Origin of the sequence: Nocardia sp. NPDC050697, assembly GCF_040654395.1 — a bacterium.
Lineage (GTDB): Bacteria > Actinomycetota > Actinomycetes > Mycobacteriales > Mycobacteriaceae > Nocardia.
In genome coordinates this window covers 1137136-1161115 of sequence record NZ_JBFAHY010000001.1, presented here as the reverse complement: position 1 = coordinate 1161115, position 23980 = coordinate 1137136, and the positions used below count along the sequence as shown (strand labels likewise).

Genomic DNA, 23980 nt, shown 5'->3' with positions numbered 1-23980 from the left:
ATACAGTAGACAATACCGTTGCTCGTCTGCCAAGGTGGGCGTGTGGAGATCCATTTCGGCGAACGCCCGCTGGCCCAGACCGAGGCCGCGGCGGCCGCGCTGCGCCGGCTCACCGCGCTGCTGCTCTCCCAGGAGCAGCCGCAGGCGGTGGTCGAGGAGATGCTGCCGCGCTTCGCGGAGTGGGAGCGCGCGCTCACCGCCACCGCACCGGCCGACGCGCGGCCGCGGGTGGGCGATGCGGAGGACGATCCGGAGCGCCGGATCTACCTCGACCACGCCTTCGATATCGGCACCTACAACCCGTGCTTCCCGGAGTACGCCTTCGATGCCATCGATCCGGCGTCGGCGACGGGGCGGGTGAACTTCCCGGTGACCTTCGAGGGCCCGCCGGGGCTGGTGCACGGCGGCTTCCTCGGCGTCTTCTTCGACTGCGTGGTCCAGCAGCACAGCTGCGCGGCCGGCGTGACCGGCAAGACCAGATCGCTGACGATCACCTACCGGCGCCCGACCCCGCTCCTGACCGAGCTGAACTTCTCGATCGCGCGCACCACCACCGAGGCCGGCCTCGAATCCCAGGCGCTGCTGCGCCACGGCGAAGAGGTGCTGTGCCGCGCCACGGTCACGACGGTCGCGGCGACGCCGGAGCGCCTCACCGGCACCAGATACGGCCGCCGCCGGGCCCCCGGCGCGCCGACGACCGAGAGGATCCCGCGATGACCAGCGCCGCTGACGGCCGCGTCCGCTACGAGGTGGACGAGGACCGCCGGATCGCCACCATCACGCTGAACAACCCCGAGCGCCGCAACTCCTACGACGCGACCATGCGCGACGGGCTGGCCCGCTTCCTCGACGAGGTGGTCGCCGACGACGACATCACCGTGGTCCTGCTGCGCGGCGAGGGCGGGGTCTTCAGCACCGGCGCCGACATGAACAATGCCTACGGCTGGTACGGGGAGGGCAACGGCTCCGCGCCGAGGAAGAGCAGGCCGAGCCAGCGGCGCCGGCTCACCGTCGACCGCAAGTCCTTCGGCTTCTACCACGAGTTCCTCGGCTTCCCGAAGGTCACCGTGGCCGAGATCGGCGGCTTCGCGCTCGGCGGCGGCTTCGAGATGGCGCTGATGGCCGATATCGCGGTCGTCGCGCGCGACGCCAGGCTCGGCATGCCCGCCACCCGCTTCCTCGGCCCGGCGCTCGGCAGCCTGCACATGTTCTTCCACCGGCTCGGCCCGGTGCTGGCGCGGCGGCTGCTGCTCACCGGTGACATCGTCGAGGCGGGGACGCTCGAGCACCTGGGGGTGTTCACCGAGACCTGCGAGCCGGGGCAGGTGACCGCGCGGGCGCGGTACTGGGCGGAGAAGGTGGCGAAGATGCCCGCCGACGGGGTGGTGATCGCCAAGGAGGCGTTCCGGTTGGTGGAGCAGAGCCAGGCGTACCAGGGGGAGGAGGTCGCGAGCTACCTCTTCCACGCCTTCGGGACGAATCTGCAGTTCGCCGAGGGGGAGTTCAACTTCGTCAAGACGCGGGCCGAGCATGGCACCCGCGAGGCATTCCGGTTGCGGGACGAGCACTTCCACGTGCCGGAGCCGTGAACGCGACCGTGCCCCGGCCGATGAGGGCCGGGGTAACGGGGCGTTCGACGGGTCAGGAGGCGGCGGCGGTGCGCCGGGTGCGGGTGGCCGGCGTCTTGGCGGCGGTCCGCTTCGCGGCGGCCTTCTTGGCCGGTGTCTTGGCCGGCGCCGCGGCTTCGTTCGGCGCCTTCGCGGCCGCGGCCTTGGCGGGCGCCTTCTTCGCCGGGGCGGCGGGCGCGCTGCCCGCGATCACCCGGCTCGCGTGGTCGAGAATGCACTCCAGCCCGTACTCGAAGTTCCGATCGTCCGGCGCACCACTGCGCCGCCCGCGCGCCATGGCCTCGGCGAGCAGCGGCGTGGTCTCCGGCTCGATGGCGATGTCCTCGTAGTAGGCGGAGGCCTCGGCCTCGAGTTCCTTGTTCTTGTCGTAGAGCCGCTGCAATACGACCGAGCCGCGCACATGCAGATTGATCGCGGAATAGAGGTCGAAGGCGTCGTCGACGGAGAATCCCGCTTTGACCAGAGTGTTGATGGCGCGCTCGATTCCCTGCGCGCCGAGGCGGGCGGCATCGCGGCTCAGCGCGGAACGAATGAGAATCAGATCGCACAGAATCGGATTGCCGAGAAAGGTCTGCCGCATTGTGCGGGCGTGATTACGCAGGGTCTCGCGCCAGTCGTCGGCCTCGACGAAGGGGGCGGCGAACGCGTACTGGCTCAGCGCCCGGTCGGTCATGGCGTTGAGCAGGTCGTCCTTCTTGCGGAAGTACCAGTAGATGCTGGTGACGCCGACGTCGAGGTGTTTGCCGAGCAGCGGCATGCTCAGCCCGTCGATGGAGACCTCTTCGGCGAGTTCGAAGGCGCCCTGGATGATGTCCTCGGGATTGAGCGATCCTCGCTCGCGGCGCTGCCGCTTCACGGGCGTTGCGCGCTTCGCCATCGCCGAACCCACTTCCTCTGCGTTGCCGGGTGTTTCCGGCGTCCGGCGCCGCCGGGAAAATGCCGGAAGCGGATCATCGAAATCCGCACGGTAGATGCTACCACGGGGTTTACCGTGCAGTATTTCCGACGGCGCCGCCGCATTCCGATTCGTCGATAATGTATCTCAGGTCACATTTCCGCGGCGGCTCCCGAATTCGCGTTCGCGCCCGGGAATACCGGCTCGCGTTTCTCCAGGAAGGCGGCGAACGCCTCGAGCACGTCGGGCCCGGCGAGGTTGACGGCCTGGGCCCTGGTCTCGGCCTCCAGCGCCTCGTCGAGCGTCCGGTCCGCGCCCGCGGCGAGCAGCGCCTTGGTCTGCGCGAGCGCGGTGGGGGCCCCGGCGGCGAGCCGCCCGGCGAGCTCGGTGGTGAAGGCGTCGATCTCCGGCTCCGGCCGGATCCAGGTGACGAGCCCGAGCGCCAGCGCCTCCTCGGCGCCGATCGCCTCGGCGAGCAGGGTGAGCCGCTTGGCCTGCTGCAACCCGACCAGCCGCGGCAGCACCCACGACCCGCCGCAGTCCGGGGAGAGCGCGCGCCGGGTGAAGATCTGGCAGAAGCGGGCATCGGGCGCGGCGACCACGAGATCGCAAGCGAGCGCGAGGTTCCAGCCCGCGCCGTAGGCCGGGCCGCGCACCTTCGCCACCGTCGGCACCGGCAGTTCGTGCAGCCGCCGCACCACCTCGTTGATGCCGCGCATCTCTTCGGCCGGGTCCGGGAACTCTTCGACGTCGGCGGTGGCGGAGAGATCGGCGCCGCCGGAGAAGGCGCCGCCGGCGCCGGTGAGAACCACCGCCCGCGCCCCGCCCGCGGCGATATCGGCGAGCTGCTCGCGCAGCGCCGCCCACAGCGCCCGATCGAGGGCATTGCGCCGGTCCGGGCGGTTCAGCGTGAGGGTGCGCACGCCGCCGTGCTGCTCGACCAGGAGTCCGGTCATGGCATTCCTTCCAGGGCGGGCACCGCGATCCCGGCGGTGCCGAGCGCGGCGATCTCGGCGGGGGTGAAACCCGCTGTGCGCAAAATGGATTCGGTGTGCTCGCCGAGCGCGGGGACGGCGCCCATCGGGGCGCTCCAGCCCGCGATCACCGGGGGCGGCAGCAGCGCGGTCACGGTGCCGCCGGGGCTCTCGACCGGGCGCCACCGGTCCCGCGCCGCCAGCTGCGGGTGCGCGTTGACCTCGGCGGGGGTGTTGAACTTGGCGTTGCCGATCCCGGCCGCGTCGGCGCGGCGCCGGATCTCGTCGAGCGGGAGCCCGGCGCACCACGCGGCGAGCGCGTTGTCGAGTTCGGCCCGGTGCGCCACGCGCCCGGTATTGCTCGCGAATCGCGGGTCCGCCGCCAGTTCGGGGCGGGCGAGCAGCTCGCTCGCGAGCCGCTGCCACTCCCGGTCGTTGGTGGTGCCGAGTACCACGGTGGCGCCGTCGGCGGTGGGGTAGGCGCCGTAGGGGGCGACCGCGGGCGAGCCCATGCCGACCGGCGGCTGTTCGGTGCCGGAGTAGCGGGCGTGCGTGAGCGGATATCCCATGAGCTCGGTCATGGTGTCGAACAGGCTCACCGACGCGGTGCCGCCGCCCCTGCGGTACAGCAGGGCGAGGATGGTGATCGCGGCGTAGAGCCCCGCGGTGACGTCGGCGACCGGCGGCCCCGGCTTGGCGGGCGCGCCCGGGAACCCGGTCACCGCGCAGGCGCCGGACTCGGCCTGGATCAGCAGGTCGTAGGCGCGCTTGTGCGACAGCGGCCCGCCCGCGCCGTAGCCGTCGATCTCCAGCGCGATCAGCTCCGGGTAGCGCTGTCGCAGCGCGGCGGCGTCGAGACCGCGCCGGGCGAGTGCGCCCGGCGCGAGATTCGCGACGAACACGTCCGCCGTGGCCAGCAGCCGGTGCAGCACCGCGAGGCCATCGGGTGCGGTGAAGTCGAGCGCGATCGACTCCTTGCCCCGGTTGGCCCAGACGAAGTGCGCGGCCTGCCCGTGCACCACGTCGTCGTAGTGCCTGGCGAAATCGCCACCGCGCGGATTCTCCACCTTGATCACCCGCGCGCCCAGATCGGCGAGCGTGCGGGTGCACATGGGCGCCGAGACCGCCTGCTCCAGGGCGACCACGGTGACGCCCGCGAGCGGTCCCGCCATCAAATCACCAGCCCGCCGTCCACCGGCAGCACCTGCCCGGTGACGTACGAGGCCGCGTCCGAGGCGAGGAAGACGAAGGCATGGGCGACCTCGGCGGGTTCGGCCCAGCGGCGCAGCGGAATCCGGGCCAGCATCTGCTCGGCGAAGCGCTCGTCGGTGCGGATGGTCTCGGTCATCGGCGTCGCCGCCGCCGGTGCCAGCGCGTTCACCGTGATCTGCTTGCGCGCCAGCTCCTTGGCCAGCGACTTGGTGAGCCCGACGATGCCCGCCTTGGCAGCCGAGTAGTTCACCTGGCCGAGCGCGCCGGTGAGCCCGGCCGACGAGGTGACATTGATGATCCTGCCGGTGCCGTCCTGCGGCAGGTACGTCAGCGCGGCCTTGGCGCAGCGGAATGCTCCCAGGACGTGGATGTCGAGCATGGCCAGCACCGATTCCTCGGTGGTCTTGGCGAACATGGCCGGTGCCGTGGCCCCGGCATTGTTGACCACGATGTGCAGGGTGCCGCCGGTCAGCGCGGCCGCACGGGCCGCCGCCGCGGTGGCCGCGGCCCCGTCGCGGACATCGAGCGCCGCCGCCTCGGCGATGCCGCCCGCGCTCGTGATGCGCTCGGCCGTGACGGCCGCGGCGGCTTCGTCCAGGTCGGTCACGAGCACCGCCGCGCCGCGGGCGGCCAGCGCGACGGCGACCGCCGCGCCGATCCCGCCCGCGGCCCCGGTCACCAGCGCCGAGCGCCCGGACAGGTCGAACGGGTCGCGCTCGCTCACCCGGCCACCTCGAACGACACCGGCAGCGCGGTGGGGGAGCGGAAGGGCTGGCCGAAGATGTGCGGGTCGTCCTCGGTCAGCAGGGTGATCCCGGTGAGCCGGTCGAGCAGCACCTCCAGCGCCACCCTGGTCTCCATCCGGGCCAGGTGCAGCCCGAGGCAGGTGTGCGCGCCCGCGGTGAAGCTGATGTGCGGCAACCGCTTGCGGTGGATGTCGAACTCCTCGGCGCGCTCCCAGCGCTGTTCGTCGCGGTTCGCCGCGCCGAGCGCGATGTCCAGTGTCGCGCCCTTCGGGATCGCCACCCCCTCCAGCTCGGTGTCCCTGGTGACCGTGCGCTGCACCAGGGTCAGCGGGGTCTCGTAGCGCAGCCCCTCCTCGATGGCGGGGCTGAGCAGCCTGCGGTTCGCCTGTACGGCCGCGAACTGCTCGGGGTGGGTGAGCAGCAGGTAGAGCAGGTTGCCCGAGGAACGGTAGGTGGTCTCCAGCCCGGCGGGCAGCAGCAGCCGCAGGAACGAGTAGATCGCCTCGTCGGTGAGCTGCTCGCCCTCGATCTCGGCGGCCACCAGGTCACCGATGATGTCGTCGGTGGGCTGCGAGCGGCGCTGGTCGATGTGGCCCTGGAAGTACTCCTGCAGTTCGGCCGAGGCCGTGAAAGCCGCCTTGTAATTGCCGGTGTAGCTGATGATGTCGACCGCGGCCTTGCGGAAGAAGGGCAGATCCTCCTCCGGCAGCCCGAGCAGCCGGGCGATCACCCGGGTCGGGAACTCGAAGGTGAACTCGCGCACCAGATCCGCGGTGCCGCGCTCGGCGAACTCGTCGATCAGCGCGGTGCAGATCGGGCGCACGATCTCCGGCTCCCAGGTCTGCAGCGACTGCGGCTTGAACGCCGCCGCCACCAGGTTGCGGTGCGCCTTGTGCCGGGAGCCGCCCATGGCCAGGATGGTCGGGCCCATGAAGACGCCGATGGTGCTGTCGTAGAGCGTGGAGCTGAAGGTCTCGGTGTCCCGCAGCGCCGCGTTCGTGGCGGACCAGGAGAGCGCGGACCAGGAGTCACGCGGCCGGAACTCCTCCGGGGTGCGCGAGTAGTCCATGACGCCGCCGTGGTAGACGCCGTGTTCGCGGCGGTGGGCGGCGAAGAAGGGGTAGGGATCGCGGAGATCGAGGTCCCGTACGGGGCTGTTCACAGTTCACCTTTCGGGTAGAGCGCGCGGCTACAGCGCGAGCGGGCCGCCGACCGACATCGGGGCGACGAAGCCGCCGTCCACGTGCAGGTCCTGGCCGTTCACCCAGCCCGCCGCGGGCGAGCCGAGGAACTCGATCACCGGGACGATGTCGGCGGCGGTGGCATGGCGGCCGACGGTGGCCTTCACGGTGTCGAGGACCTCCTTGCCCATGGAGGTCTCGAAGTCGCCGAGGATCGGCGTCTCGGTCGGCCCCGGGCTGACGGTGTTCACCCGGACGCCGTACTTCTGCCAGGCCGCGGGCGCGAGCCGCTTGGCGAAGAGCACCGCCGCCTGCTTGGAGGTGCTGTACACCGGGTAGGCCGGGTCCTGCCCCGCCTGCCAGGCCCGCACCGCGGCCTCGTCGGTCGCCGCGAGCAGCCCCTCCAGCACGGGGATGCGCTGCTGCCAGCCGAGCGCGGCCACCGAGGCGACGGTGACGACCGCGCCCCCGGTGCGCAGCAGCGGCAGCATGCCGGTCACGGTGCGCCGCATGCCGAGGTAGTTGATCGCGAGCACGTCGCCGGCGGGCGCGGTGCCCGGCACGCCGGCGACGTGCGCGAGCAGGTCCCAGCCGTCGCCGATCCCGGCGAGCAGCGCCTCGATGGCGGCGGCGTCGCGCAGGTCGCAGTGGCGGTGCTCGGCGGCCGGAGTGTCGCTGTCGCGCAGGTCGACCGCGAGTACGTGCGCACCGGCCGCGTGGAAGTGCGCCGCGGTGGCCGCGCCGATGCCGGACCCCGCCCCCACGACCACGACCCTGCGCTGTGGCTGTGCCATGTGAATATCACCGTCCAGTCGGCTCGAAGGTCTTACGGAATGCTTGACAGTAAGGTCGACTATAAATCACGCTGGCAACCGAGACAACGAGCCCGAAGGACGGAACAGCCCAGATGAGCACGCCGATCGTCGATGAAGCCGCGAAGCTACTCGCGGAGCCTGCCGCCTATACCGACGAGCCGCGTCTGCACGCCGCGCTGTCGGGCCTCCGCGCCAACACCCCGGTGTCGTACGTCGACGTCCCCGGGTACAAGCCCTTCTGGGCGATCACCAAGCACGCCGACGTGCTCGCGGTCGAGCGCAACAGCAAGCTGTTCAGCAACTGGCCGCGGCCGGTGCTGATGTCGGCGGAGTCCGACGAGCAGCAGGCCGCCGTCGGCATCCGCACCCTGATCCACATGGACGATCCGCAGCACCGGGTGGTGCGCGCCATCGCCGCGGACTGGTTCGGCCCGAAGGCCATGCGCGCCATGGATCTTCGCATCACCGACCTGGCCAAGCGGTACGTGGACAAGATGCGCGACGCGGGTGGCGAGTGCGACTTCGTGCAGGAGGTGGCGGTCAACTACCCGCTGTACGTGATCATGTCGCTGCTCGGCGTGCCGGAATCGGACTTCCCGCGCATGCTGAAGCTGACCCAGGAGCTGCTCGGCAGCGACGACGAGGAGTACCAGCGCTCGGCGGCGTCGCAGGAGGAGAAGGTCGGCGCGCTGCTCGACATGTTCGCCTTCTTCAACGACCTCACCGCGGCGCGCCGTGCGACCCCGACCGAGGATCTCGCCTCCACCATCGCCAATGCCCGCATCGACGGCGAGCCGCTCGGCGATATCGACACCGTCTCCTATTACGCCATCATCGCGACGGCGGGCCACGACACCACCAGCGGCACCATCTCCGGCGGCATGCGGGCGCTGGCGGAGAACCCCGATCAGCTGGCCCGGCTGCAGGCCGACATGTCGCTGCTGCCGCAGGCCACCGAGGAGATGATCCGCTGGGTCACGCCGGTCAAGGCGTTCATGCGCACCGCCACCGCGGACACCACCGTGCGCGGTGTACCGATCGCCGAGGGCGACTCGCTGCTGCTCTCCTACATCTCGGCCAACCGCGACGAGGAGGCCTTCGACGACCCGTTCCGCTTCGATGTCGGGCGCGAGCCGAACAAGCACGTCGCCTTCGGCTTCGGCATCCACTTCTGCCTGGGCGCGGCGCTGGCCCGGCTCGAGGTGAACCGCTTCTTCGCCGAGCTGATCCCGCGGCTCACCTCGGTGGAGCTGGCCGGGGAGCCGGAGCTCATCGCCACCACCTTCGTCGGCGGCCTCAAGCACCTGCCGATCCGCTACACCCTGCGCTGAGGAGCCCGTCGTGAGCTGGAAGGAAACGCTCGAGGACCTGGATGGGCGCCGGGAGCGGTCCGCGGCGATGGGCGGGCCGGAGCGGGTCGCCAAGCACCGGGCCAAGGGCAAGCTGGACGCGCGCGCCCGGATCGCGCACCTGCTCGACCCCGGCTCGTTCCAGGAGTTCGGCGCGCTGGTCGGTGGTGAGATCGCCGCCGACGCCATCGTGACCGGCTCCGGGCTGATCGACGGCACCCCGGTCATGGTCGGCGCGGAGGACTTCACCACGGTCGCGGGCACCATCGCCCCCGGTAGCAATGCCAAGCGGTACCGCCTGGCCGAGCTGGCGGTGCGCAACAAGGTGCCGCTGATCATGCTGCTGGAGGGCGCCGGCTTCCGGCCGACCGGCGCGCACTACGGCCGCACCCCCACCGACCTGCTCGCGCAGGCGCAGTGCTCCGGCAAGGTGCCCATGGTCACCGGCGTGCTCGGCCCGTCGGCCGGGCACGGCGCGCTCATCGCGCCGGTCTCGGATTTCGCGATCATGAGCCGCCAGGGCGCCATCTTCACCGCCGGTCCGCCGGTGGTGCGGGAGTCGACCGGGGAGGAGATCAGCAAGGAGGAGCTGGGCGGTCCGGACGTGGCGGTGCCGAGCGGGCTCATCCACAATCTCGCCGAGACCGACGAGGACGCGCTGGACGAGATCCGCCGATACCTCTCGTACTTCCCGTCGAGCGCCTGGTCCTACCCGCCCGCCCTGCTCTCCGATGACGCCACCGAGCCGCGCGCGACCCCGGAGCTGCTCGACATCATCTCCCGGGACAACCGCAGCACCTACGACATCCGCACGGTGCTCGACGTCGTCTTCGACACCCCGGACTGGTTCGAGGTGCAGCCCGGCTACGGCCCCGCGATCGTGTGCGCGCTGGCCCACCTGGGCGGGCACCCGGTGGCGGTGGTCGCCAACCAGCCCGAGATCCTGGCCGGCTCGATCGATACCGCGGCGGCGAACAAGGCCGCGCACTTCATCACGGTCGCGGACTCGTTCCACCTGCCGCTGGTGTTCCTCGCCGACAACCCCGGCATGCTGCCGGGCAGCGAGTCGGAGCGGGCGGGGGTGCTGCGGGCGGGGGCGCGGATGTTCGCCGCCCAGACCACGGCGAGCACGATCAAGCTGCACGTCACGCTGCGCAAGGCGTACGGGTTCGGGTCGATGGTCATGTCGCTCATCGGCTTCGACAACCAGACCGCCGCCTACGCCTACCCCGGCGCCACCATGGGCGCCATGAGCGCCGCCGCGCTGGGGCTGGCCTCCGGCGCGGAGGAGGAGGTGGCCGCGCAGCTGCGCGAGATGGAGCTGCTGGCCTCCTACTACTCCGCCGAGCACATGGGCTTCGACGAGCTCATCCGCCCGGAGGAGACCCGCGACGCGCTGCTCACCGCGCTGCGCCGCGGCATCTTCGCCCGTCAGCAGGTGGCGGAACCGGTGCTGCGCACGGCCATCGTGCCCTGAGTGTCCGGGGGGCGGCGCCCCCCGGACACCGTTCGTTCAGCGGTCGGCGTCGGTGTAGCGGATGATGCCGCGCAGGTCGTGGCCGCCGAGCAGCTCGGCGTAGGCATCGTTGATCTGCTCAAGCCGGTACTCGCGGACCCGCGTCTCCGCGAGGTCGATATCCCCGAGCTTGTGCAGCGCGAGCACCTCGGGGATGTCGTGTTGCGGGTCGCCGCCGCCGTAGAGGCTGCCCTGCAGGTTCTTCTGCAGCAGCGGCACCAGCGACAGGTCGAGCTTCAGGTCCGAGGTCATCACGTCGGCGCGGGCGGTGAGCACGCAGGTGCCCCCTCGGGCGGTGATCCGGAGCCAGTCGTCCAGCTCGTGGCCGTCGTAGCGGCCGGTGGTCACCACGACCTTCTGGCACATGTGGCCACCGGTGTGCTCGGCGATCCGCGCCGTCGCCGACCCGATATCGGCGTACACCTCGGTGGCGCCGAACTTCACCGCCCGGTCCCGCTTCCACTGCGCCGACTCCACCACGAAGATCTGCCGCGCCCCGGAGAGCACGGCGCCCTGCAGGGCCGAGGCCCCGACCCCGCCGAGGCCGATGATCGCCACGTCCTCGCCGGGCGCGATCCGGGCGGTGTGCACCGCCGAGCCGTAGCCGGTGGTGATCTGGCAGCCGGCCAGGCAGGCGATGTCGAACGGGATGGACGGGTCGATCTTCACCACCGAGGCGCGGTGCACGACCGCGTACGGGGCGAAGGTGCCGACCAGCGACATGGGGTGCACCGGGCGGCCGCGGGCGTGCACGCGGAAGCTCCGGTCGGTCACCGAGGTGCCCGCGAGCAGCCCGGCGCCGAGGTCGCAGAGGTTGTGCACGCCCGCCCGGCAGGACGGGCAGCGCCCGCAGGACGGCAGGAACGAGGTGACGACGTGGTCGCCGGCGGCGAGGTCGGAGACGCCGGAACCGACCGCGGTGACGATGCCCGCGCCCTCGTGCCCGCCGAGCACCGGGAAGGCGCTTATCGGGATGGCGCCGGTGACCAGATTGTGGTCGGCCCGGCACAGCCCCGCCGTCTCCATCCGGACCGCGACCTCCCCGGCTCGCGGCTCCCCGATCTCGATCTCCTCCACCGACCACGGTGTGTCGAGCCCCCAGAGCACAGCGCCTTTGGTTTTCATCCGAGTTACCGTCCCGAACCTTGTGTGAACCCTTACCGATAGGTATACAGTAACAGCGTCAGCCGGGATCGTCGTGGAGGAATGCAGTGACCGAATGGACCATCGGCGCGGTGCTCGATGCCGTTGCCTCGGCGGTGCCGGAGCGCACGATGACGGTGTGCGGCGAGCGGCGCAGCACCTTCGCCGAATCCGCGGAGCGCACCCGCCGGTTCGCGAACTTCCTCGCCGATCGCGGGCTCGGCCTGCACACCGAGCGCGCCGAGTTGGAGCGCTGGGAGTGCGGCCAGGACCGGGTCGCGCTGCTCATGCGCAACGACCTCTACCTGGACGTCATGATCGGCTGCCTCAAGGCGCGCACCGTCCCGGTCAATGTGAACCCCAGCTACACCGCGCACGAGGTCGGCGAGCTGCTCGCCTACCTGCGGCCCAGCGCGATCGTCTACCACCGGGCCTTCGGGCCGGTGCTGGCCGAGGCGGTCCCGGACCTGTCCGAGCTGCTGCTGATCGTGGTGGAGGACGGCAGCGGGGCGGCGGAGCTGCCCGCTGCGATCGCCTTCGAGGACGCGGTGAACCAGGGCGACCCGGACCGGGTCATCGAGACATCCCCCGACGATGTGGCGATGTTGTGTACCGGCGGCACCACCGGCAGGCCCAAGGGTGTGCTCTGGCGGCAGGCCGACCTGTACGTCTCCTCGATGAACGGCGGCGACCACGAGTCCACCGACGTACTCCACGCCTTCGCCCGCGCCACCGGGCAGTCCTGGTTCGCCATGTCCCCGCTCTCGCACGCGGCGGGGATCTTCACCGCCTGCGCCGGGCTGCTGGCCGGGCAGACCATCGTCCTCTACGACGACCGGCACCGCTTCGACGCCGCGCTCGCGCTGGAGACCGCGGAGCGGGAGAAGGCGGCGCTGCTCACCATGGTCGGCGACGCCTATGCCGCGCCGCTGGTCGCCGCGCTGCGCGAGCGCTCCTACGACCTCTCGGGGCTCTTCGGCATCGGCACCGGCGGCGCCGCCACCAATCCGGTGTACAAGCGCGCGCTGCTGGAGCTGCTCCCGCACATCATGATCATGGAGGGGTACGGCTCCTCGGAGACCGGCGGCATGGGCTTCGGCCGCAGCAGTAAGGACAACCCGGTCGAGACCTTCGCGCCCATGCCGGGCGGCACCGCCATCTCCGCCGACCGCACCCGGTTCCTGGAGCCGGGGGAGAGCGAGGTCGGCTGGGCGGTGCGGGTCGGGCGGGTGCCGCTGGGCTACTTCGACGATCCCGAGGCCACCGCGCGCACCTTCCCCGAGATCGACGGCAAGCGCATGGCGGTGCCCGGTGACCGGGTGACCGTCGATGCCGACGGCACCCTTCGCCTGCTCGGCCGCGATTCGCTGGTGATCAATACCGGCGGCGAGAAGGTCTTCGTCGAGGAGGTCGAGGAGGTGCTGCGCGCCTGCCCCGGCATCGCCGACGCGCTGGTGGTCGGGCGGCCGAGCCCGCGCTGGGGGAGCGAGGTGGTCGCGCTGGTCCGCACCGAGTCGGGGGCGATCCCGGTGGCGGAGCTGCGCACCGCCTGCCGGGAAAAGCTGGCCGGTTACAAGATCCCCAAGGACTTCCTGGCCGTGGCCGAGGTGCGGCGCCTCGGCAACGGCAAACCCGACTACCGGTGGGCGGCCGAGCAGGCCCTGGAGTCCGCCGCACGAGAAATCGGAGCCTGATCCGTGACCAGAGTCATCGATGGCCTCGTCAATGTGCACTTCGGCGAGGTCGAGCGGCAGCCCGACTGGATGCTGAAGGTGCGCGACGACTACTTCAAGGGCCCGAAGTCGATGTTCGCCCAGCCGGAGCTGGACGAGCTGATCGACGAAATGGACGAGCAGGGCGTCGAGAAGGCGATCCTCATGTACAACATGCGCAAGCCGTCGGCGACCGCGCTGAAGTTCGTGGAGGCGCGGCCGGAGCGGTTCGCGCTGGCGGTCAACGGCGTCGACCTGCTGCGCCCGGTGGCCTCGCTGCGCGAGCTGACCGCGCTCACCCGAGACCTGCCGGTCGCCTACACCGCCGTCGGCGCGAGCTTCTGGGGCGAGGGCCGCTACCCGCCCAGCGACGCGGTGTACTACCCGCTCTACTACAAGTGCTCGGAGCTGGGGCTGCCGCTCTGCATGAACACCGGCATCCCGGGCCCGCCCATCCCGGGCGAGGTGCAGAACCCCATCTACCTCGACATGGTGTGCGTGCGCTTCCCCGAGCTGAAGCTGTGCATGATCCACGGCGCCGACCCGTGGTGGGACGTGGCGATCCGGCTGCTCATCAAGTACTCGAACCTGCGGCTGATGACCTCGGCCTGGTCGCCGAAGCGGCTGCCGGACAGCCTGATCCACTACATGCGGACCAGGGGCAAGCAGAAGGTCATGTTCGGGTCGGACTGGCCGGTGCTGCCGATGCGGCGGGTGATCCCCGAGGCGCTCGCGCTCGACCTGCCCGCCGACGTCCTCGACAACTACCTCTACGCCAACGCCGACGACTTCTTCTTCGACGGCCGGGCGGGTCAGGAGCAGGAATGAACCGCTACGAACTGCGCAGGCAGGACTACAGCCTCTCCGAGGACCAGACCGAGCTGCAGGCGGTCTACGCCAAGTTCTTCCGCACCCGCTGCCCGATCGACACGGTCCGCGCCGCCGAGGGCACCGGGTTCGACAAGAGCCTGTGGGAGCAGCTCTGCGGCACCGGGGCGACCAGCATGGCGCTGCCGGAGTCGGCGGGCGGCGACGGCGCGGGGCTGGTCGAGCTGACCCTGGTCGCCGAGGAGCTGGGCCGGGTGCTCGCGCCGGTCCCGTGGATCGAGCACGTGGTCGCCGCGCGGCTGCTGGCCCGGCTGGGGCCGGTGCCGGACGACATCGTGGGCGGCAGGCGGATCGTCGCGCTGAACCCGGACCCGGCCGCGCGGCCCGGCCCCCGGCTGATCCCCGCCGGGGCGGTCGCCGATGAGGTCGTCGTGCTCGACTGCCAGGACGTGGTCCGGCTGACCTTCGACAGCCCGCCCGCCCGGGTGGAGAACATCGGCAAGCTGCCGATGGCCTGGGTGGACGCGGGCACCGCGGACTCCGCCACGGTGCTCGCCAGTGGCCCCGACGCGGTGGCCGCGTACCGGCGCGCGCTGGACGAGTGGCGGGTGCTCACCGCTTCCGCGCTGGTCGGGCTGCTCGACGAAACCCTGCGCATCGCCGCGGAATTCGCCACCACCCGCTACACGCTCGGTGTCCCGATCGGCACGCTGCAGGCCATCTCGCACCCGCTGGCGAATATCGCCGTCGCGGTGAACGCGGGCCGCAACCTGAACCGCCGCGCCGCCTGGTTCCTCGAGCACGAGCCGGAGCACCAGCCGGAGCTGCCCGCCGCCGCCTTCGTCTTCATCACCGGCGAGGCGCCGGCCGCGGCGACCATGGCGGTGCAGGTGCAGGGCGGTCTCGGCGTCTCGGCCGAAGCGGCGTCGGCGGCCTACCTGGTGCGGGCCCGCGGCTGGTCGCTGGCCGGCGGCGACCCCGCCCTGCACGCCCGCGAACTCGCCGAGACCGTGGCCCGGCGCGAAGCCGCCGCCCTTTCCGCTTAGGAGAACGCAGACATGGATTTCTCACGCGTGGAGCTGTCCGACGCGGATGCCGCCTTCCAGGCCGAGGTCCGCGCCTTCCTGGACGAGCACGTCACCGACGAGGTGCGCCGCCGCGACCGGGAGACCGGCGACAACTTCGACGAGGGCGTGCACCTGGCCATGGCCGCGGCGGGCTGGCTCGCCGCCGAACTCCACCAGGAGGGCGGGCCGCAACTGAACCGGCTGCGCGAGCGGCTCTGGGACCTGGAGAAGCGCCGCGCCGAGGTGCCGTGGGTGACCTGGGGGACGACCAAGATCGTGGTGCCCTCGGTGCTGCGGCACGGCTCGAAGGAGCTGCAGGACGAGGTGCTGCCCGGCGTGCTGGACGGCACCGTGCGGCTGTGCCTCGGCTACACCGAGCCGGACGGCGGCTCCGATGTCGCGACCTGCAAGACCCGCGCGGTGCGCGACGGCGACCACTGGATCATCAACGGCTCCAAGATGTTCACCACCGGCGCGCACAACTCCCGGTACGTCTTCCTGATCACCAATACCGACCCGGCGGCGCGGAAGCACAAGAGCCTCACCATGTTCCTGGTGCCGCTCGACACCCCCGGCATCGAGATCCAGGGGCTGCGCACCGTGGACGGTGACCGCACCAACATCGTGTACTACAGCGACGTCCGCGTGCACGACCGCTACCGCCTGGGCGAGGTGAACGACGGCTGGGCGGTGCTGCTCGGCCCGCTCAACGAGGAGCACGGCGTGGTCGACGCCGCCAACGACGGCCTGCAGGATGTCTCGATCATGACGCACCAGGGCTCGACCATGGCGACCACCGTCGACCGGGTCGCCGGGCTCGCCGCCGAGCGGGTGGCCGAGGACGCCTCGGCGGCCGTGCGGCTGGGGCGCAGCGTCGCGAAACTCGAGGCCGCGCTGAGCGCGCCGCACATGTTCGGCCGGGTCGCGCTCGCCCAGACCATGCGCGACATCTCGCCCGACCTGATGGACGTGCTCGGCCCGGCGGCGGCGCTCGCCGCGGGCACCGACGGCGCCGCCGACGAGGGCGCCGCGGGCTACCTGTACCGGTGGGCGCCGCTGTGCGGGATTTACGGCGGCACGCTCGAGGTGTTCCGCAATATGATCGCCCAGCACGTGCTCGGCCTGGGCAGACCCGCCTACGCGCCGCCGAAGCAGCCCGTGGCCGCGAGCTGATGCCGGAGAACGAAGCGCCGCGCCGCCCGCTCCCGCTGCTGACCCCGCAGAACGAGTTCTTCTGGACCTCGGGGGCGGACGGCCGGCTGCGGGTGCAGGAGTGCCGGTCCTGCTCATCGCTCATCCATCCGCCGCAGCCGGTGTGCCGGTACTGCCGGGGCGCGGAGATGGGCGTGCGGGCGGTGTCCGGCGCGGCGACCCTGATCGGGTTCACCGTCAACCACCGCTTCGCGCTGCCCGGGCTGCCCGCGCCCTACGTGGTGGCGCAGGTGGCGCTGGCCGAGGACGCCCGGGTGCGGCTGACCACCAACGCGGTGCAGTGCGACCCGGAGAGCCTGCACCTCGGTATGCCGATGGAGGTGGTGTTCGAGCACCACGACGATGTCTGGCTGCCGCTCTTCCGCCCCGCGCCGCCGCCCGCGCTGCCCGCACCGCTGCCCGAGGACGAGGTCACGGCCGAGACCGTGGCGCGGTACGTCCGCCCTCCGGCGAGCACCGCGAAGTTCGAGGACAAGGTCGCCATCACCGGGATCGGCGCGACGCCGCCCGGCCGTCGCACCATGGTCGACCCGCTCGCACTCACTGTGCAGGCGTGCCGAGAGGCGGTGGCCGATGCCGGGCTGCTGCTCGACGATATCGACGGCCTCTCCACCTACCCCGGCCCCAACCTCGGCCCGTTCAGCGAGGGCGGGGTGACCGCGGTGGAGTCCGCGCTCGGGCTGCGCCCCACCTGGCACAGCGGCGGCCCGGAGACCTTCGGGCCGGGCGGCTCGGTGATCGCCGCCATGCTCGCGGTGGCGAGCGGGCTGGCCAGGCACGTACTGTGCTTCCGCACCATCTGGGAGTCCACCTACGGCGAGCTGGTGCGCACGGGCAGGCTGGCCCAGCCCGGCAGCCGCACCGACAGCTGGCAGATTCCGTTCGGCGCCACCTCGGCCGCGCACACCCTGGCGCAGAACGCGCAGCGGCACTTCCACCGCTACGGCACCGACCGGGAGACCCTCGGCTGGATCGCGCTCAACCAGCGCGCCAATGCCGCTCTGAACCCGGATGCCATCTATCGCGATCCGCTCACCATGGACGACTACCTGAACGCGCGCCCGATCACCACCCCGTTCGGGCTCTACGACTGCGACGTCCCATGCGATGCCGCCGTGGCCGTCGTCGTCTCGGCCAGGGACGTTGCCGCCGACCTGGCCCGCCCGCCGGTCCTGGTGGAGGCAGTCGGCACCCAGATCGTCGAGCGGCTGGAGTGGGACCAGAGCACCCTCACCCACGAACCGCAGGTCATCGGCCAGGCCGCGCACCTCTGGACCCGCACCGACCTGCGACCGGCGGATGTGGACGTGGCCCAGCTCTACGACGGCTTCACCTTCAACTGCCTGTCCTGGATCGAGGCGCTCGGCTTCTGCGGGATCGGCGAGGCGAAGGACTTCCTGAAGGGCGGGGTGAATATCGCCCGCGACGGCGTGCTGCCGCTGAACACCCACGGCGGCCAGCTCTCACACGGCCGCACCCACGGCATGGGGCTGCTGCACGAGGCGATCGTGCAGCTGCGCGGTGACGGCGGGGCCAGGCAGGTCGCCGACGCCTCGGTGGCGGTGGTCTCCAGCGGCGGCCTCACCCCCAGCGGGGTACTGCTCCTGCGGGCAGACCGATGAGGGCGCGCACCGTCGAGGTCGATGGAATCCCCATGTCGGCGCTGTGTGCGGAGGTCGAGGAGCCGCGCGCGGTGCTGGTGGCCGTGCACGGCGGCGCCGCCAATGCCCGCTACTTCGACCTGCCCGGCCATCCGCGCTCCTCGCTGCTGCGCACCGGCGCCGCGCTCGGCTTCACGGTGCTCGCGCCGGACCGCCCCGGCTACGGCGCCTCCGCCGTCGCCGAGGCCGAGTTCCGGCCGCCGCGGCGCCGGGTCGACGCGATGTATCGCACCGTGGACGCCCTGCTCGGCGCCCGCAGCCGCGGGGCCGGGGTGTTCCTGATCGGGCACTCGGCCGGGTGCGATCTGGCGGTCCGGATGGCCGCCGACGAGCGCGGCACCGCGCTGCTCGGGCTGGAGCTCGCCGGGACCGGGCTGGTCCGGCAGGAGCTCGCCATCCGGCGGATCGCCGCCCTGGTCCGGGAGCAGGACCGCGCGGGCATCCGCGATCTGCTGTGGCAGCCCGCCAGGGTGTACCCGCCGGAGTTGTTCGGCGGCAGGCCGATCGCCGACAAGGCACCCGGCTACGAAGCCGATGTCGCGGTGGACTGGCCCGACGACTTCCGGGCGCTGGCCCCCGATATCCGGGTCCCGGTCCGCTTCACCTGCGCCGAGCACGAATCGGTGTGGCGCTGCGACGACGCCGCCCTCGACGAGGTCCGCGGCATCTTCCCCGCCGCACCGCGATTCGCGATCAACCACCAGGCCGACGCCGGGCACAACCTGAGCGCGGGGCACGGCGCCACCGCCTACCACCTCGGCGTGCTCGCCTTCGCCGAGGAGTGCGCGGTCGCCGCCGCGGCCGCACCGGACGAGAAGGAGCGCGGCGCGTGAAGTACGTCCTGGAGTACCCGAGCGAACAACCGATCGCCCCCATCGAATTCCTGCGCCCCGAGGTGATCCGCGAGGTCGCCGTGCGCGCCGAGGCCGCCGGCTTCGACGCGCTCGCGCTGAGCGAGCACCCCGCCCCCTCGGCCAAGTGGCGGGGCGCGGGCGGGCACGAAACCCTCGACCCGATCGCGGCGCTCGGCTTCGTGGCCGGGGTGACCGACCGGCTGCGGCTGCTCACCAACCTGTACGTGCTGCCGTTCCGCAACCCGTACCTGTCCGCGAAGGCGCTGGGCAGCCTGGATATCGTCTCCGGCGGCCGGTTGATCGCCGGGGTCGGGGCCGGCTACCTGCGCGCCGAGTTCGCGGCGCTCGGGGTGGATCACGAGCGCCGCGCCACGCTGTTCGACGAGGCGCTCGGCGCGCTGCGCTCGATCTGGACCGACCCCGCCGCCCCGGTGGGCGGCGCGCCCGGCGAGATGTGGTCGCAGCGGCCGGTGCAGCGCCCGCACCCGCCCATCTGGATCGGTGGCAACGGCGCCGCCGCCCGCCGCCGGGTGGTCCTGCACGGCGACGGCTGGATGCCGATCATCGCCGCCGCGCGCATGGCCGCCGCCATGCGCACCGCCGCCCTCGAGACACCCGAGCAGTTCGGGGAGGCGGTCGACCGCCTGCGCCGAGACCTCGAGCGCGCGGGGCGCGACCCGGCGTCGGTGACGATCCAGGTGGTGTGCCCGCACTTCCGCTTCGATGACCCCGCGAGTGTTGCCCGGGCCCGCGCCGTGCTTGCCGACCTGGGCAAACGCGGCGCCACCTCCGCGGTGGTGCACGCCGACGGCAGCTCGCCCGCGGCGACCGCGGCCTTCCTCGACCGCTTCGGCGAAACATTCCACGACGACTGGAGAACAGCATGAAGGTTCCGTTCACCTGGAAGGTCACCGGCTGGTTCATGATCGGCTGGTCGGCCGAGTTCCCGCAGGGGCAGAGCAGCCCGCTGCACTACTTCGGCGAGGACCTGGTGGCCTACCGCGACGACGCGGGGGAGCTGCACGTGCTCACCGGGCACTGCCGCCACCTGGGCGCGCACCTCGGGCACGGCGGCAAGGTCGTCGGCGACTGCATCGAGTGCCCGTTCCACGGCTGGCGCTGGGGGCCGGACGGCCGCAACAAGCACATCCCCGGCGAGAACCGGGTCAACCGCGGGCTCAAACTGCGGGTCTACCCGGTGAACGAGCAGAACGGGTGCGTGTTCATGTGGCACCACCCCGAGGGCGAGCCGCCGAGCTGGGAGATGCCGGACATCCTCGGCCTCTTCCCCGATCTGGCCAAGGACCCGGACTCCTTCTACCGGCCCTACCCCGAGTTCTCCCGCAAGGCCGAGCGCGAGCCGGTGCACCCGCAGGTCGTGCTGGAGAACGGCCCCGACAGCGCGCACTTCCGCTACGTGCACCGCGCCACGGTGACCCCGAAGATGCTCGAATGGACCGAGGAGGGCCACACCTGGAACTTCCTCACCGGCTGGCCCGACGTCCGCAGCGACGACCCGGACGCCATGGCGCTGCGCATCCACGCGCAGATGTTCGGGCTCGGCGGTTCGATCAGCGCTTTCGAGGGCTCGTCCAACCACCGGCTCATCTTCGCCTCCACCCCGGTGGACGACGAGAGCTCGGATCTCTTCTACTCCATCTGGTGGCCCAAGCTGCCCGGGGACGACGGCGATGTGCCGCCGCCGGAGGTGCAGGCCAAGGTGGAGCGGCAGTTCCTCATCACGGTCTGGGACGACCTCAGCATCTGGCGCTACCAGAAGTACGTCGAGCACCCGGCGCTGTCGCCGGCGGACGCCAAGCCCTACATGTCGCTGCGCAAGTGGGCGACGCAGTTCTACGACGTCCCCGCCGAGGCGCAGGTGTGAGCAGGCCGCTGCCCGCCGAGCTCGTCGCCCCCGGCCGGACCGCGCTGATCACCCAGGAACTGCAGGGTGCGGTCGTCGGTCCGGCCGCCGGGCTGCCCGCGCTCGCCGAGGTCGCGCGGGCAGAGGCGCTGCCGAATATCGCGGCCCTGCTCCCGGTAGCCCGCGCCGCCGGGGTCACGGTCGTGCACTGCCTGGTCGAGCGCCGCGCCGACGGCCGCGGCTCCAACCACAATGCCGCGCTCTTCGCCCTCGGGCGGCGCGGCGTCGCCGTCACCCCCGGCAGCCCCGGCGCCGCGCTGCTCCCCGAGTTCGGCCCGGAACCCGAGGATCTAGTGTCGACCCGCCGTCACGGCCTCGGCCCCATGGGCGGCACCGACCTCGACGCCACCCTGCGCAACCTCGGGATCCGCACCCTCGTCGTCACCGGCGTCTCACTGAACGTGGCGATCCCCAACCTGGTCATGGACGCGGTGAACCGCGCCTACGACGTCGTGCTGCCGCGCGACGCGGTCGCCGGGGTACCCGCCGAGTACGGCGCCGCCGTCATCGCCAACTCCCTCGCCCTGCTCACCACGGTCACGACTACGGCCGAGCTGATCGAGGTGTGGTCGGGCTAGGCGTGCCCGGCGCCCGGCTTCGATCACCGATCCGGCCACGGCAATAGCCTGCCGCTCGGCACGAGCGGCAGGCTATTCGTTCGAGTGAGCGCGGAGTCCGCCGGCTCGCGGAGGTGCGGAGCCGGGCCGGCGCATGCGCGGACCGGCCCGGCGCGGCTCAGTCGCTGGAGGGCAGCTGGGCGGCCTGCCTGAGCCCCAGCGGGATTCCGTCGACGGCGAGGCTGCCCGCCCCCGCCTTGGTGACGAGCAGTTCGGCGCCGCTCTCGTGGGCGTAGCGCTTGCCGAGCACCGTGCCCTCGGCGAAGTCGGGGTCGAGGACGGCGCCCGCCTGCTCGGCGCCGAGGGGGACGAGCGGCGCGCCGCCGCAGGTGAGGGCGTCGAGCGCGGGGGTGGATTTGACCACGATGACCTGGGTCTCGCACACCTGGCTGGCCAGGCGGGTTCCATTCCTGATCACACTGTCTCCTTGTCGATGGCGGTGAACTCCGCGACCAGGTCGCGGCGCAGGATCTTGCCGGTCGGGGTGACCGGGAGCTCGTCGCGGAAGACGACGCGGTCGGGGGTGCGGGAGCCGCGCAGGGTGGCGCGGACGTGGGCGCGCAGTTCCTCGGGGTCGGCGGCGGCGCCGTCGGCCGGGACGACGACGGCGAGGATGATCTGGCCCCACTCGGGGTCGGGCACGCCCACGACGGCGACCTCGCGCACCGCGGGGTGCTCGACCAGGACGTCCTCGAGCTCGGCGGGGGCGATGTTCTCGCCGCCGCGAATGATGGTGTCGTCGGAGCGGCCGCCGAGGAACAGGTAGCCCTCGGCGTCGAGCTCGGCGAGGTCGCGGGTGGGGAACCAGCCCTCGGCGTCGAGCACCGAGCCGATGCCGGTGTAGTTGCCCGAGACCTGCGGGCCGCGCACGAACAGCTCGCCGGTGGCGCCGGGGCCGAGCACCGCGCCCGATTCGTCGCGGATCTGCAGCTCCACACCAGGCACCGCGCGCCCGACCGAGCCGAGCCGCCGGGCGAGAGCCGGATCGGCGGCGGCGATCCGGTGGTCCTCGGGCGTGAGGACGGCGATGGTGGAGCTGGTCTCGGTGAGCCCATAGGCATTGACCAGCCCGACCGACGGCAACAGCGCCATCGTCCGGCGCACGAGGGGGAGTGGTGCCTTCGCGCCGCCGTAGGCGAGGGTGCGCAGGGTGGGCAGCTCGGCCGGGTGCGCGGTGAGCTCGGTGACGATCCGGTCCAGCATGGTCGGGACCACCGTCGCGTTGGTGACCCGTTCCTCCCGGACCAGCCGGACCCACTCGCGCGGGTCGAACCGGCGCAGATAGACGATCCGGCGCCCCGCGTACAGGTTCGAGAGCGCGGCCCCGACCCCGGCGATGTGGTAGGGCGGGACGCAGACGAGCACCGCGTCCTCCGGCTCGGCGGAGGCGAAATCTACCGTGCCGGTGACGTATTCGGTGAGGTTGGCGTGGGTCAGCTCGACCGCCTTCGGCTGCGCCGTCGTCCCCGAGGTGAACAGCACCACCGCCACGTCGTCCGGGTCGGGGAAGGCCGGCTCGGTGGGGGCGGCGTGCGCGCGGGCGGTGGCCAGGAAGAGCGCGGTGTCCACCACCTGCTGGCCGGCGCCCCGCATCACCTCGGCGTACTCGCGATCGGCCACCACCAGCGGCGCGGGCAGCCGGTCGACGAGTTCGTGCAGCGCGGCGGCGCCGAGCCGGTAGTTCAGCGGGGTGCAGGGCAGGCCGGCGCGGGCGCTCGCGAAGAGCAGCAGGGGGAGCGCGAGCCCGCCGGTGCCCACGTAGGCGACGTGCCGCACCCGGGACTCGAGCAGGAATCCGGCCGCCCGGTCCGCCATGGCGTCGAGTTCGGCAACGGTGACCGACGCGGTGTCGGCACTGACCGCTGTGCGCTCCGGATCGCCGGAGACGGCCATGTCGAGCAGCAGCGAGACGCTCATCGCGGCACCGTCGCGAGGGGAATGACGAGAGGCATGGTGACTGTCCTTCGAAGGTCAGGGATGGAGTACGCGGCGGCGCCTGCGCTCGACGGCGAAGCGGGCGGCGCGCTCGATCGCCGCCGCGGCTGAACCCGGCCGCCAGCCCAGCTCCCGCTCGGCCTTGCCGTGGTCCAGCGGCGCGGTGCGGCGGAGCAGGCGCACCGCGGTCGCGTTCAGGACGATGTCGCGGCGCAGCAGCCGCGCGGCGAGCGAACCGGCGCGTCCAGCCGCCACCAGCGCGAACTGCGGGATACCGAAGCGCGGTGGCGGAACGCCCCCGGCTAGGGCGGCGATCAGGTAGATCTCCCGCTGGGCGAGGAAACGCTCCGAGACGATGTAGCGCTCGCCCGGCCGCCCGTGCTCTGCGGCCAGCAGCAGGGCGTCCTCGACATCGGTCTCGCGCAGCAGCACCCGGACCCGATCCCCGCGGGCGACGAGCTGCCGGGTGACGAGGAACCCGCTGGCCCCCATGACCAGCACCGGCGCGGCGCTCATCGGGGCAGTTCGAGCAGGGTCCGGGTCAGTTCGAGCGTCGCGATCCTCCACCGCCCGTCCGCTTTGACGTAGCTCTCGTGGTAATGCCCGGCCCCGCAGACCTTCGCGAAGTCGCGGGTATCGAGCAAGCGGCAGTAGCGGGCCTTGAGGTTCCGCAGCACTTCGAACTCCACGACGGTGGTGAGGGGATCCATG

At 72.0% G+C, this 23980-nt stretch carries 24 protein-coding genes; 13 read left to right on the top strand and 11 right to left on the bottom strand.

Translation table 11 applies throughout. The features are described 5' to 3' along the window. The first annotated feature begins 42 nt into the window (after positions 1-42). Both AB0H71_RS05755 and AB0H71_RS05750 read left to right on the top strand, forming a co-directional pair. Positions 43-717, top strand: coding sequence for a hypothetical protein (locus AB0H71_RS05755; RefSeq protein WP_357015199.1), 675 nt, complete (start codon positions 43-45; stop codon positions 715-717). Continuing rightward, on the top strand, positions 714-1589 hold the full coding sequence (locus tag AB0H71_RS05750; RefSeq protein WP_357015197.1) for an enoyl-CoA hydratase/isomerase family protein: 876 nt from the start codon (positions 714-716) through the stop codon (positions 1587-1589). The genes AB0H71_RS05755 and AB0H71_RS05750 overlap by 4 nt, the downstream gene beginning before the upstream one ends. 52 nt (positions 1590-1641) lie before the next feature. On the opposite strand, the gene AB0H71_RS05745 is transcribed toward AB0H71_RS05750, so the two are convergent. The 6 genes from AB0H71_RS05745 to AB0H71_RS05720 form a co-directional block, all read right to left on the bottom strand. Further along, entirely contained in the window at positions 1642-2505 is an 864-nt protein-coding gene (locus AB0H71_RS05745) for a TetR/AcrR family transcriptional regulator C-terminal domain-containing protein (RefSeq protein ID WP_357015195.1), read from the bottom strand. 170 nt (positions 2506-2675) lie between these two features. Then, a complete protein-coding gene (locus AB0H71_RS05740) occupies positions 2676-3479 on the bottom strand; it encodes an enoyl-CoA hydratase-related protein (protein ID WP_357015193.1) in 804 nt (267 codons plus the stop codon). Then, a complete protein-coding gene (locus AB0H71_RS05735; protein WP_357015191.1) occupies positions 3476-4669 on the bottom strand; it encodes a CaiB/BaiF CoA-transferase family protein in 1194 nt (397 codons plus the stop codon). Before AB0H71_RS05735 ends, AB0H71_RS05740 begins: the two co-directional genes overlap by 4 nt. Continuing rightward, positions 4669-5433, bottom strand: coding sequence for an SDR family NAD(P)-dependent oxidoreductase (locus AB0H71_RS05730; protein WP_357015190.1), 765 nt, complete (start codon positions 5431-5433; stop codon positions 4669-4671). The genes AB0H71_RS05735 and AB0H71_RS05730 overlap by 1 nt, the downstream gene beginning before the upstream one ends. Beyond that, on the bottom strand, positions 5430-6617 hold the full coding sequence (locus AB0H71_RS05725; RefSeq protein WP_357015189.1) for a cytochrome P450: 1188 nt from the start codon (positions 6615-6617) through the stop codon (positions 5430-5432). The genes AB0H71_RS05730 and AB0H71_RS05725 overlap by 4 nt, the downstream gene beginning before the upstream one ends. Positions 6618-6644: 27 nt before the next feature. Then, positions 6645-7430 (bottom strand): SDR family oxidoreductase, encoded by a 786-nt coding sequence (locus AB0H71_RS05720; RefSeq protein WP_357015188.1) that lies wholly within the window; start codon positions 7428-7430, stop codon positions 6645-6647. A 113-nt stretch (positions 7431-7543) separates the two neighbouring features. Between AB0H71_RS05720 and AB0H71_RS05715 the strand changes: the two genes are divergently transcribed. Then, the gene (locus AB0H71_RS05715; RefSeq protein WP_357015187.1) at positions 7544-8782 is read left to right on the top strand and encodes a cytochrome P450; all 1239 of its coding nucleotides are present in this window, start codon (positions 7544-7546) and stop codon (positions 8780-8782) included. Between the two features lie 10 nt (positions 8783-8792). Continuing rightward, the gene (locus tag AB0H71_RS05710) at positions 8793-10277 is read left to right on the top strand and encodes a carboxyl transferase domain-containing protein (RefSeq protein ID WP_357015185.1); all 1485 of its coding nucleotides are present in this window, start codon (positions 8793-8795) and stop codon (positions 10275-10277) included. Between the two features lie 36 nt (positions 10278-10313). Here the strand turns inward: AB0H71_RS05710 and AB0H71_RS05705 are convergent, their stop codons facing one another. Further along, on the bottom strand, positions 10314-11441 hold the full coding sequence (locus AB0H71_RS05705) for an NDMA-dependent alcohol dehydrogenase (RefSeq protein ID WP_357015183.1): 1128 nt from the start codon (positions 11439-11441) through the stop codon (positions 10314-10316). Between the two features lie 86 nt (positions 11442-11527). Between AB0H71_RS05705 and AB0H71_RS05700 the strand changes: the two genes are divergently transcribed. From AB0H71_RS05700 to AB0H71_RS05660, 9 genes are read left to right on the top strand one after another with little or no spacing between them, the layout of a single operon-like run. Further along, positions 11528-13153, top strand: a complete 1626-nt coding sequence (locus AB0H71_RS05700; protein ID WP_357015181.1) for an AMP-binding protein — start codon at positions 11528-11530, stop codon at positions 13151-13153. A gap of 3 nt (positions 13154-13156) precedes the next feature. Further along, positions 13157-13999 (top strand): amidohydrolase family protein, encoded by an 843-nt coding sequence (locus tag AB0H71_RS05695; RefSeq protein ID WP_357015180.1) that lies wholly within the window; start codon positions 13157-13159, stop codon positions 13997-13999. Further along, entirely contained in the window at positions 13996-15045 is a 1050-nt protein-coding gene (locus AB0H71_RS05690) for an acyl-CoA dehydrogenase (RefSeq protein ID WP_357015178.1), read from the top strand. The genes AB0H71_RS05695 and AB0H71_RS05690 overlap by 4 nt, the downstream gene beginning before the upstream one ends. A 12-nt stretch (positions 15046-15057) precedes the next feature. Beyond that, on the top strand, positions 15058-16239 hold the full coding sequence (locus AB0H71_RS05685; RefSeq protein WP_357015177.1) for an acyl-CoA dehydrogenase family protein: 1182 nt from the start codon (positions 15058-15060) through the stop codon (positions 16237-16239). Next, entirely contained in the window at positions 16239-17900 is a 1662-nt protein-coding gene (locus tag AB0H71_RS05680) for an OB-fold domain-containing protein (RefSeq protein WP_357015175.1), read from the top strand. Before AB0H71_RS05685 ends, AB0H71_RS05680 begins: the two co-directional genes overlap by 1 nt. A 32-nt stretch (positions 17901-17932) precedes the next feature. Beyond that, positions 17933-18772 carry an alpha/beta fold hydrolase gene (locus tag AB0H71_RS05675; RefSeq protein ID WP_357015173.1) on the top strand — a complete coding sequence of 280 codons (840 nt, stop codon included), beginning with the start codon at positions 17933-17935 and terminating at the stop codon, positions 18770-18772. After that, positions 18769-19680: a TIGR03619 family F420-dependent LLM class oxidoreductase gene (locus tag AB0H71_RS05670; protein ID WP_357015171.1), complete on the top strand. Its 912-nt coding sequence runs from the start codon at positions 18769-18771 to the stop codon at positions 19678-19680. The genes AB0H71_RS05675 and AB0H71_RS05670 overlap by 4 nt, the downstream gene beginning before the upstream one ends. Beyond that, the gene (locus tag AB0H71_RS05665) at positions 19677-20678 is read left to right on the top strand and encodes a Rieske 2Fe-2S domain-containing protein (RefSeq protein ID WP_357015169.1); all 1002 of its coding nucleotides are present in this window, start codon (positions 19677-19679) and stop codon (positions 20676-20678) included. The genes AB0H71_RS05670 and AB0H71_RS05665 overlap by 4 nt, the downstream gene beginning before the upstream one ends. Then, positions 20675-21295, top strand: coding sequence for a cysteine hydrolase (locus AB0H71_RS05660; protein ID WP_357015167.1), 621 nt, complete (start codon positions 20675-20677; stop codon positions 21293-21295). The genes AB0H71_RS05665 and AB0H71_RS05660 overlap by 4 nt, the downstream gene beginning before the upstream one ends. Positions 21296-21452: 157 nt before the next feature. Here the strand turns inward: AB0H71_RS05660 and AB0H71_RS05655 are convergent, their stop codons facing one another. The 4 genes from AB0H71_RS05655 to AB0H71_RS05640 are packed head-to-tail and all read right to left on the bottom strand — an operon-like array spanning position 21453 to position 23979. Next, positions 21453-21752, bottom strand: coding sequence for a hypothetical protein (locus tag AB0H71_RS05655; RefSeq protein WP_357015165.1), 300 nt, complete (start codon positions 21750-21752; stop codon positions 21453-21455). Beyond that, on the bottom strand, positions 21749-23251 hold the full coding sequence (locus AB0H71_RS05650) for an AMP-binding protein (protein ID WP_357015164.1): 1503 nt from the start codon (positions 23249-23251) through the stop codon (positions 21749-21751). Before AB0H71_RS05650 ends, AB0H71_RS05655 begins: the two co-directional genes overlap by 4 nt. 54 nt (positions 23252-23305) lie before the next feature. Continuing rightward, positions 23306-23785, bottom strand: a complete 480-nt coding sequence (locus AB0H71_RS05645) for a hypothetical protein (RefSeq protein WP_357015162.1) — start codon at positions 23783-23785, stop codon at positions 23306-23308. Beyond that, positions 23782-23979 (bottom strand): hypothetical protein, encoded by a 198-nt coding sequence (locus tag AB0H71_RS05640; protein ID WP_357015160.1) that lies wholly within the window; start codon positions 23977-23979, stop codon positions 23782-23784. The genes AB0H71_RS05645 and AB0H71_RS05640 overlap by 4 nt, the downstream gene beginning before the upstream one ends. Position 23980: the final 1 nt, after the last annotated feature.

Bases quoted from the DNA above. Each gene is read 5' to 3' on its own strand.
- AB0H71_RS05675 (WP_357015173.1), top strand. From the start codon at position 17,933: ATGTCGGCGCTGTGTGCGGAGGTCGAGGAGCCGCGCGCGGTGCTGGTG.
- AB0H71_RS05735 (WP_357015191.1), bottom strand. From the start codon at position 4,669: ATGGCGGGACCGCTCGCGGGCGTCACCGTGGTCGCCCTGGAGCAGGCG.
- AB0H71_RS05720 (WP_357015188.1), bottom strand. From the start codon at position 7,430: ATGGCACAGCCACAGCGCAGGGTCGTGGTCGTGGGGGCGGGGTCCGGC.
- AB0H71_RS05640 (WP_357015160.1), bottom strand. From the start codon at position 23,979: ATGGATCCCCTCACCACCGTCGTGGAGTTCGAAGTGCTGCGGAACCTC.
- AB0H71_RS05650 (WP_357015164.1), bottom strand. From the start codon at position 23,251: ATGAGCGTCTCGCTGCTGCTCGACATGGCCGTCTCCGGCGATCCGGAG.
- AB0H71_RS05685 (WP_357015177.1), top strand. From the start codon at position 15,058: ATGGATTTCTCACGCGTGGAGCTGTCCGACGCGGATGCCGCCTTCCAG.
- AB0H71_RS05665 (WP_357015169.1), top strand. From the start codon at position 19,677: ATGAAGGTTCCGTTCACCTGGAAGGTCACCGGCTGGTTCATGATCGGC.
- AB0H71_RS05680 (WP_357015175.1), top strand. From the start codon at position 16,239: ATGCCGGAGAACGAAGCGCCGCGCCGCCCGCTCCCGCTGCTGACCCCG.
- AB0H71_RS05715 (WP_357015187.1), top strand. From the start codon at position 7,544: ATGAGCACGCCGATCGTCGATGAAGCCGCGAAGCTACTCGCGGAGCCT.
- AB0H71_RS05690 (WP_357015178.1), top strand. From the start codon at position 13,996: ATGAACCGCTACGAACTGCGCAGGCAGGACTACAGCCTCTCCGAGGAC.
- AB0H71_RS05645 (WP_357015162.1), bottom strand. From the start codon at position 23,785: ATGAGCGCCGCGCCGGTGCTGGTCATGGGGGCCAGCGGGTTCCTCGTC.
- AB0H71_RS05750 (WP_357015197.1), top strand. From the start codon at position 714: ATGACCAGCGCCGCTGACGGCCGCGTCCGCTACGAGGTGGACGAGGAC.
- AB0H71_RS05705 (WP_357015183.1), bottom strand. From the start codon at position 11,441: ATGAAAACCAAAGGCGCTGTGCTCTGGGGGCTCGACACACCGTGGTCG.
- AB0H71_RS05740 (WP_357015193.1), bottom strand. From the start codon at position 3,479: ATGACCGGACTCCTGGTCGAGCAGCACGGCGGCGTGCGCACCCTCACG.
- AB0H71_RS05745 (WP_357015195.1), bottom strand. From the start codon at position 2,505: ATGGCGAAGCGCGCAACGCCCGTGAAGCGGCAGCGCCGCGAGCGAGGA.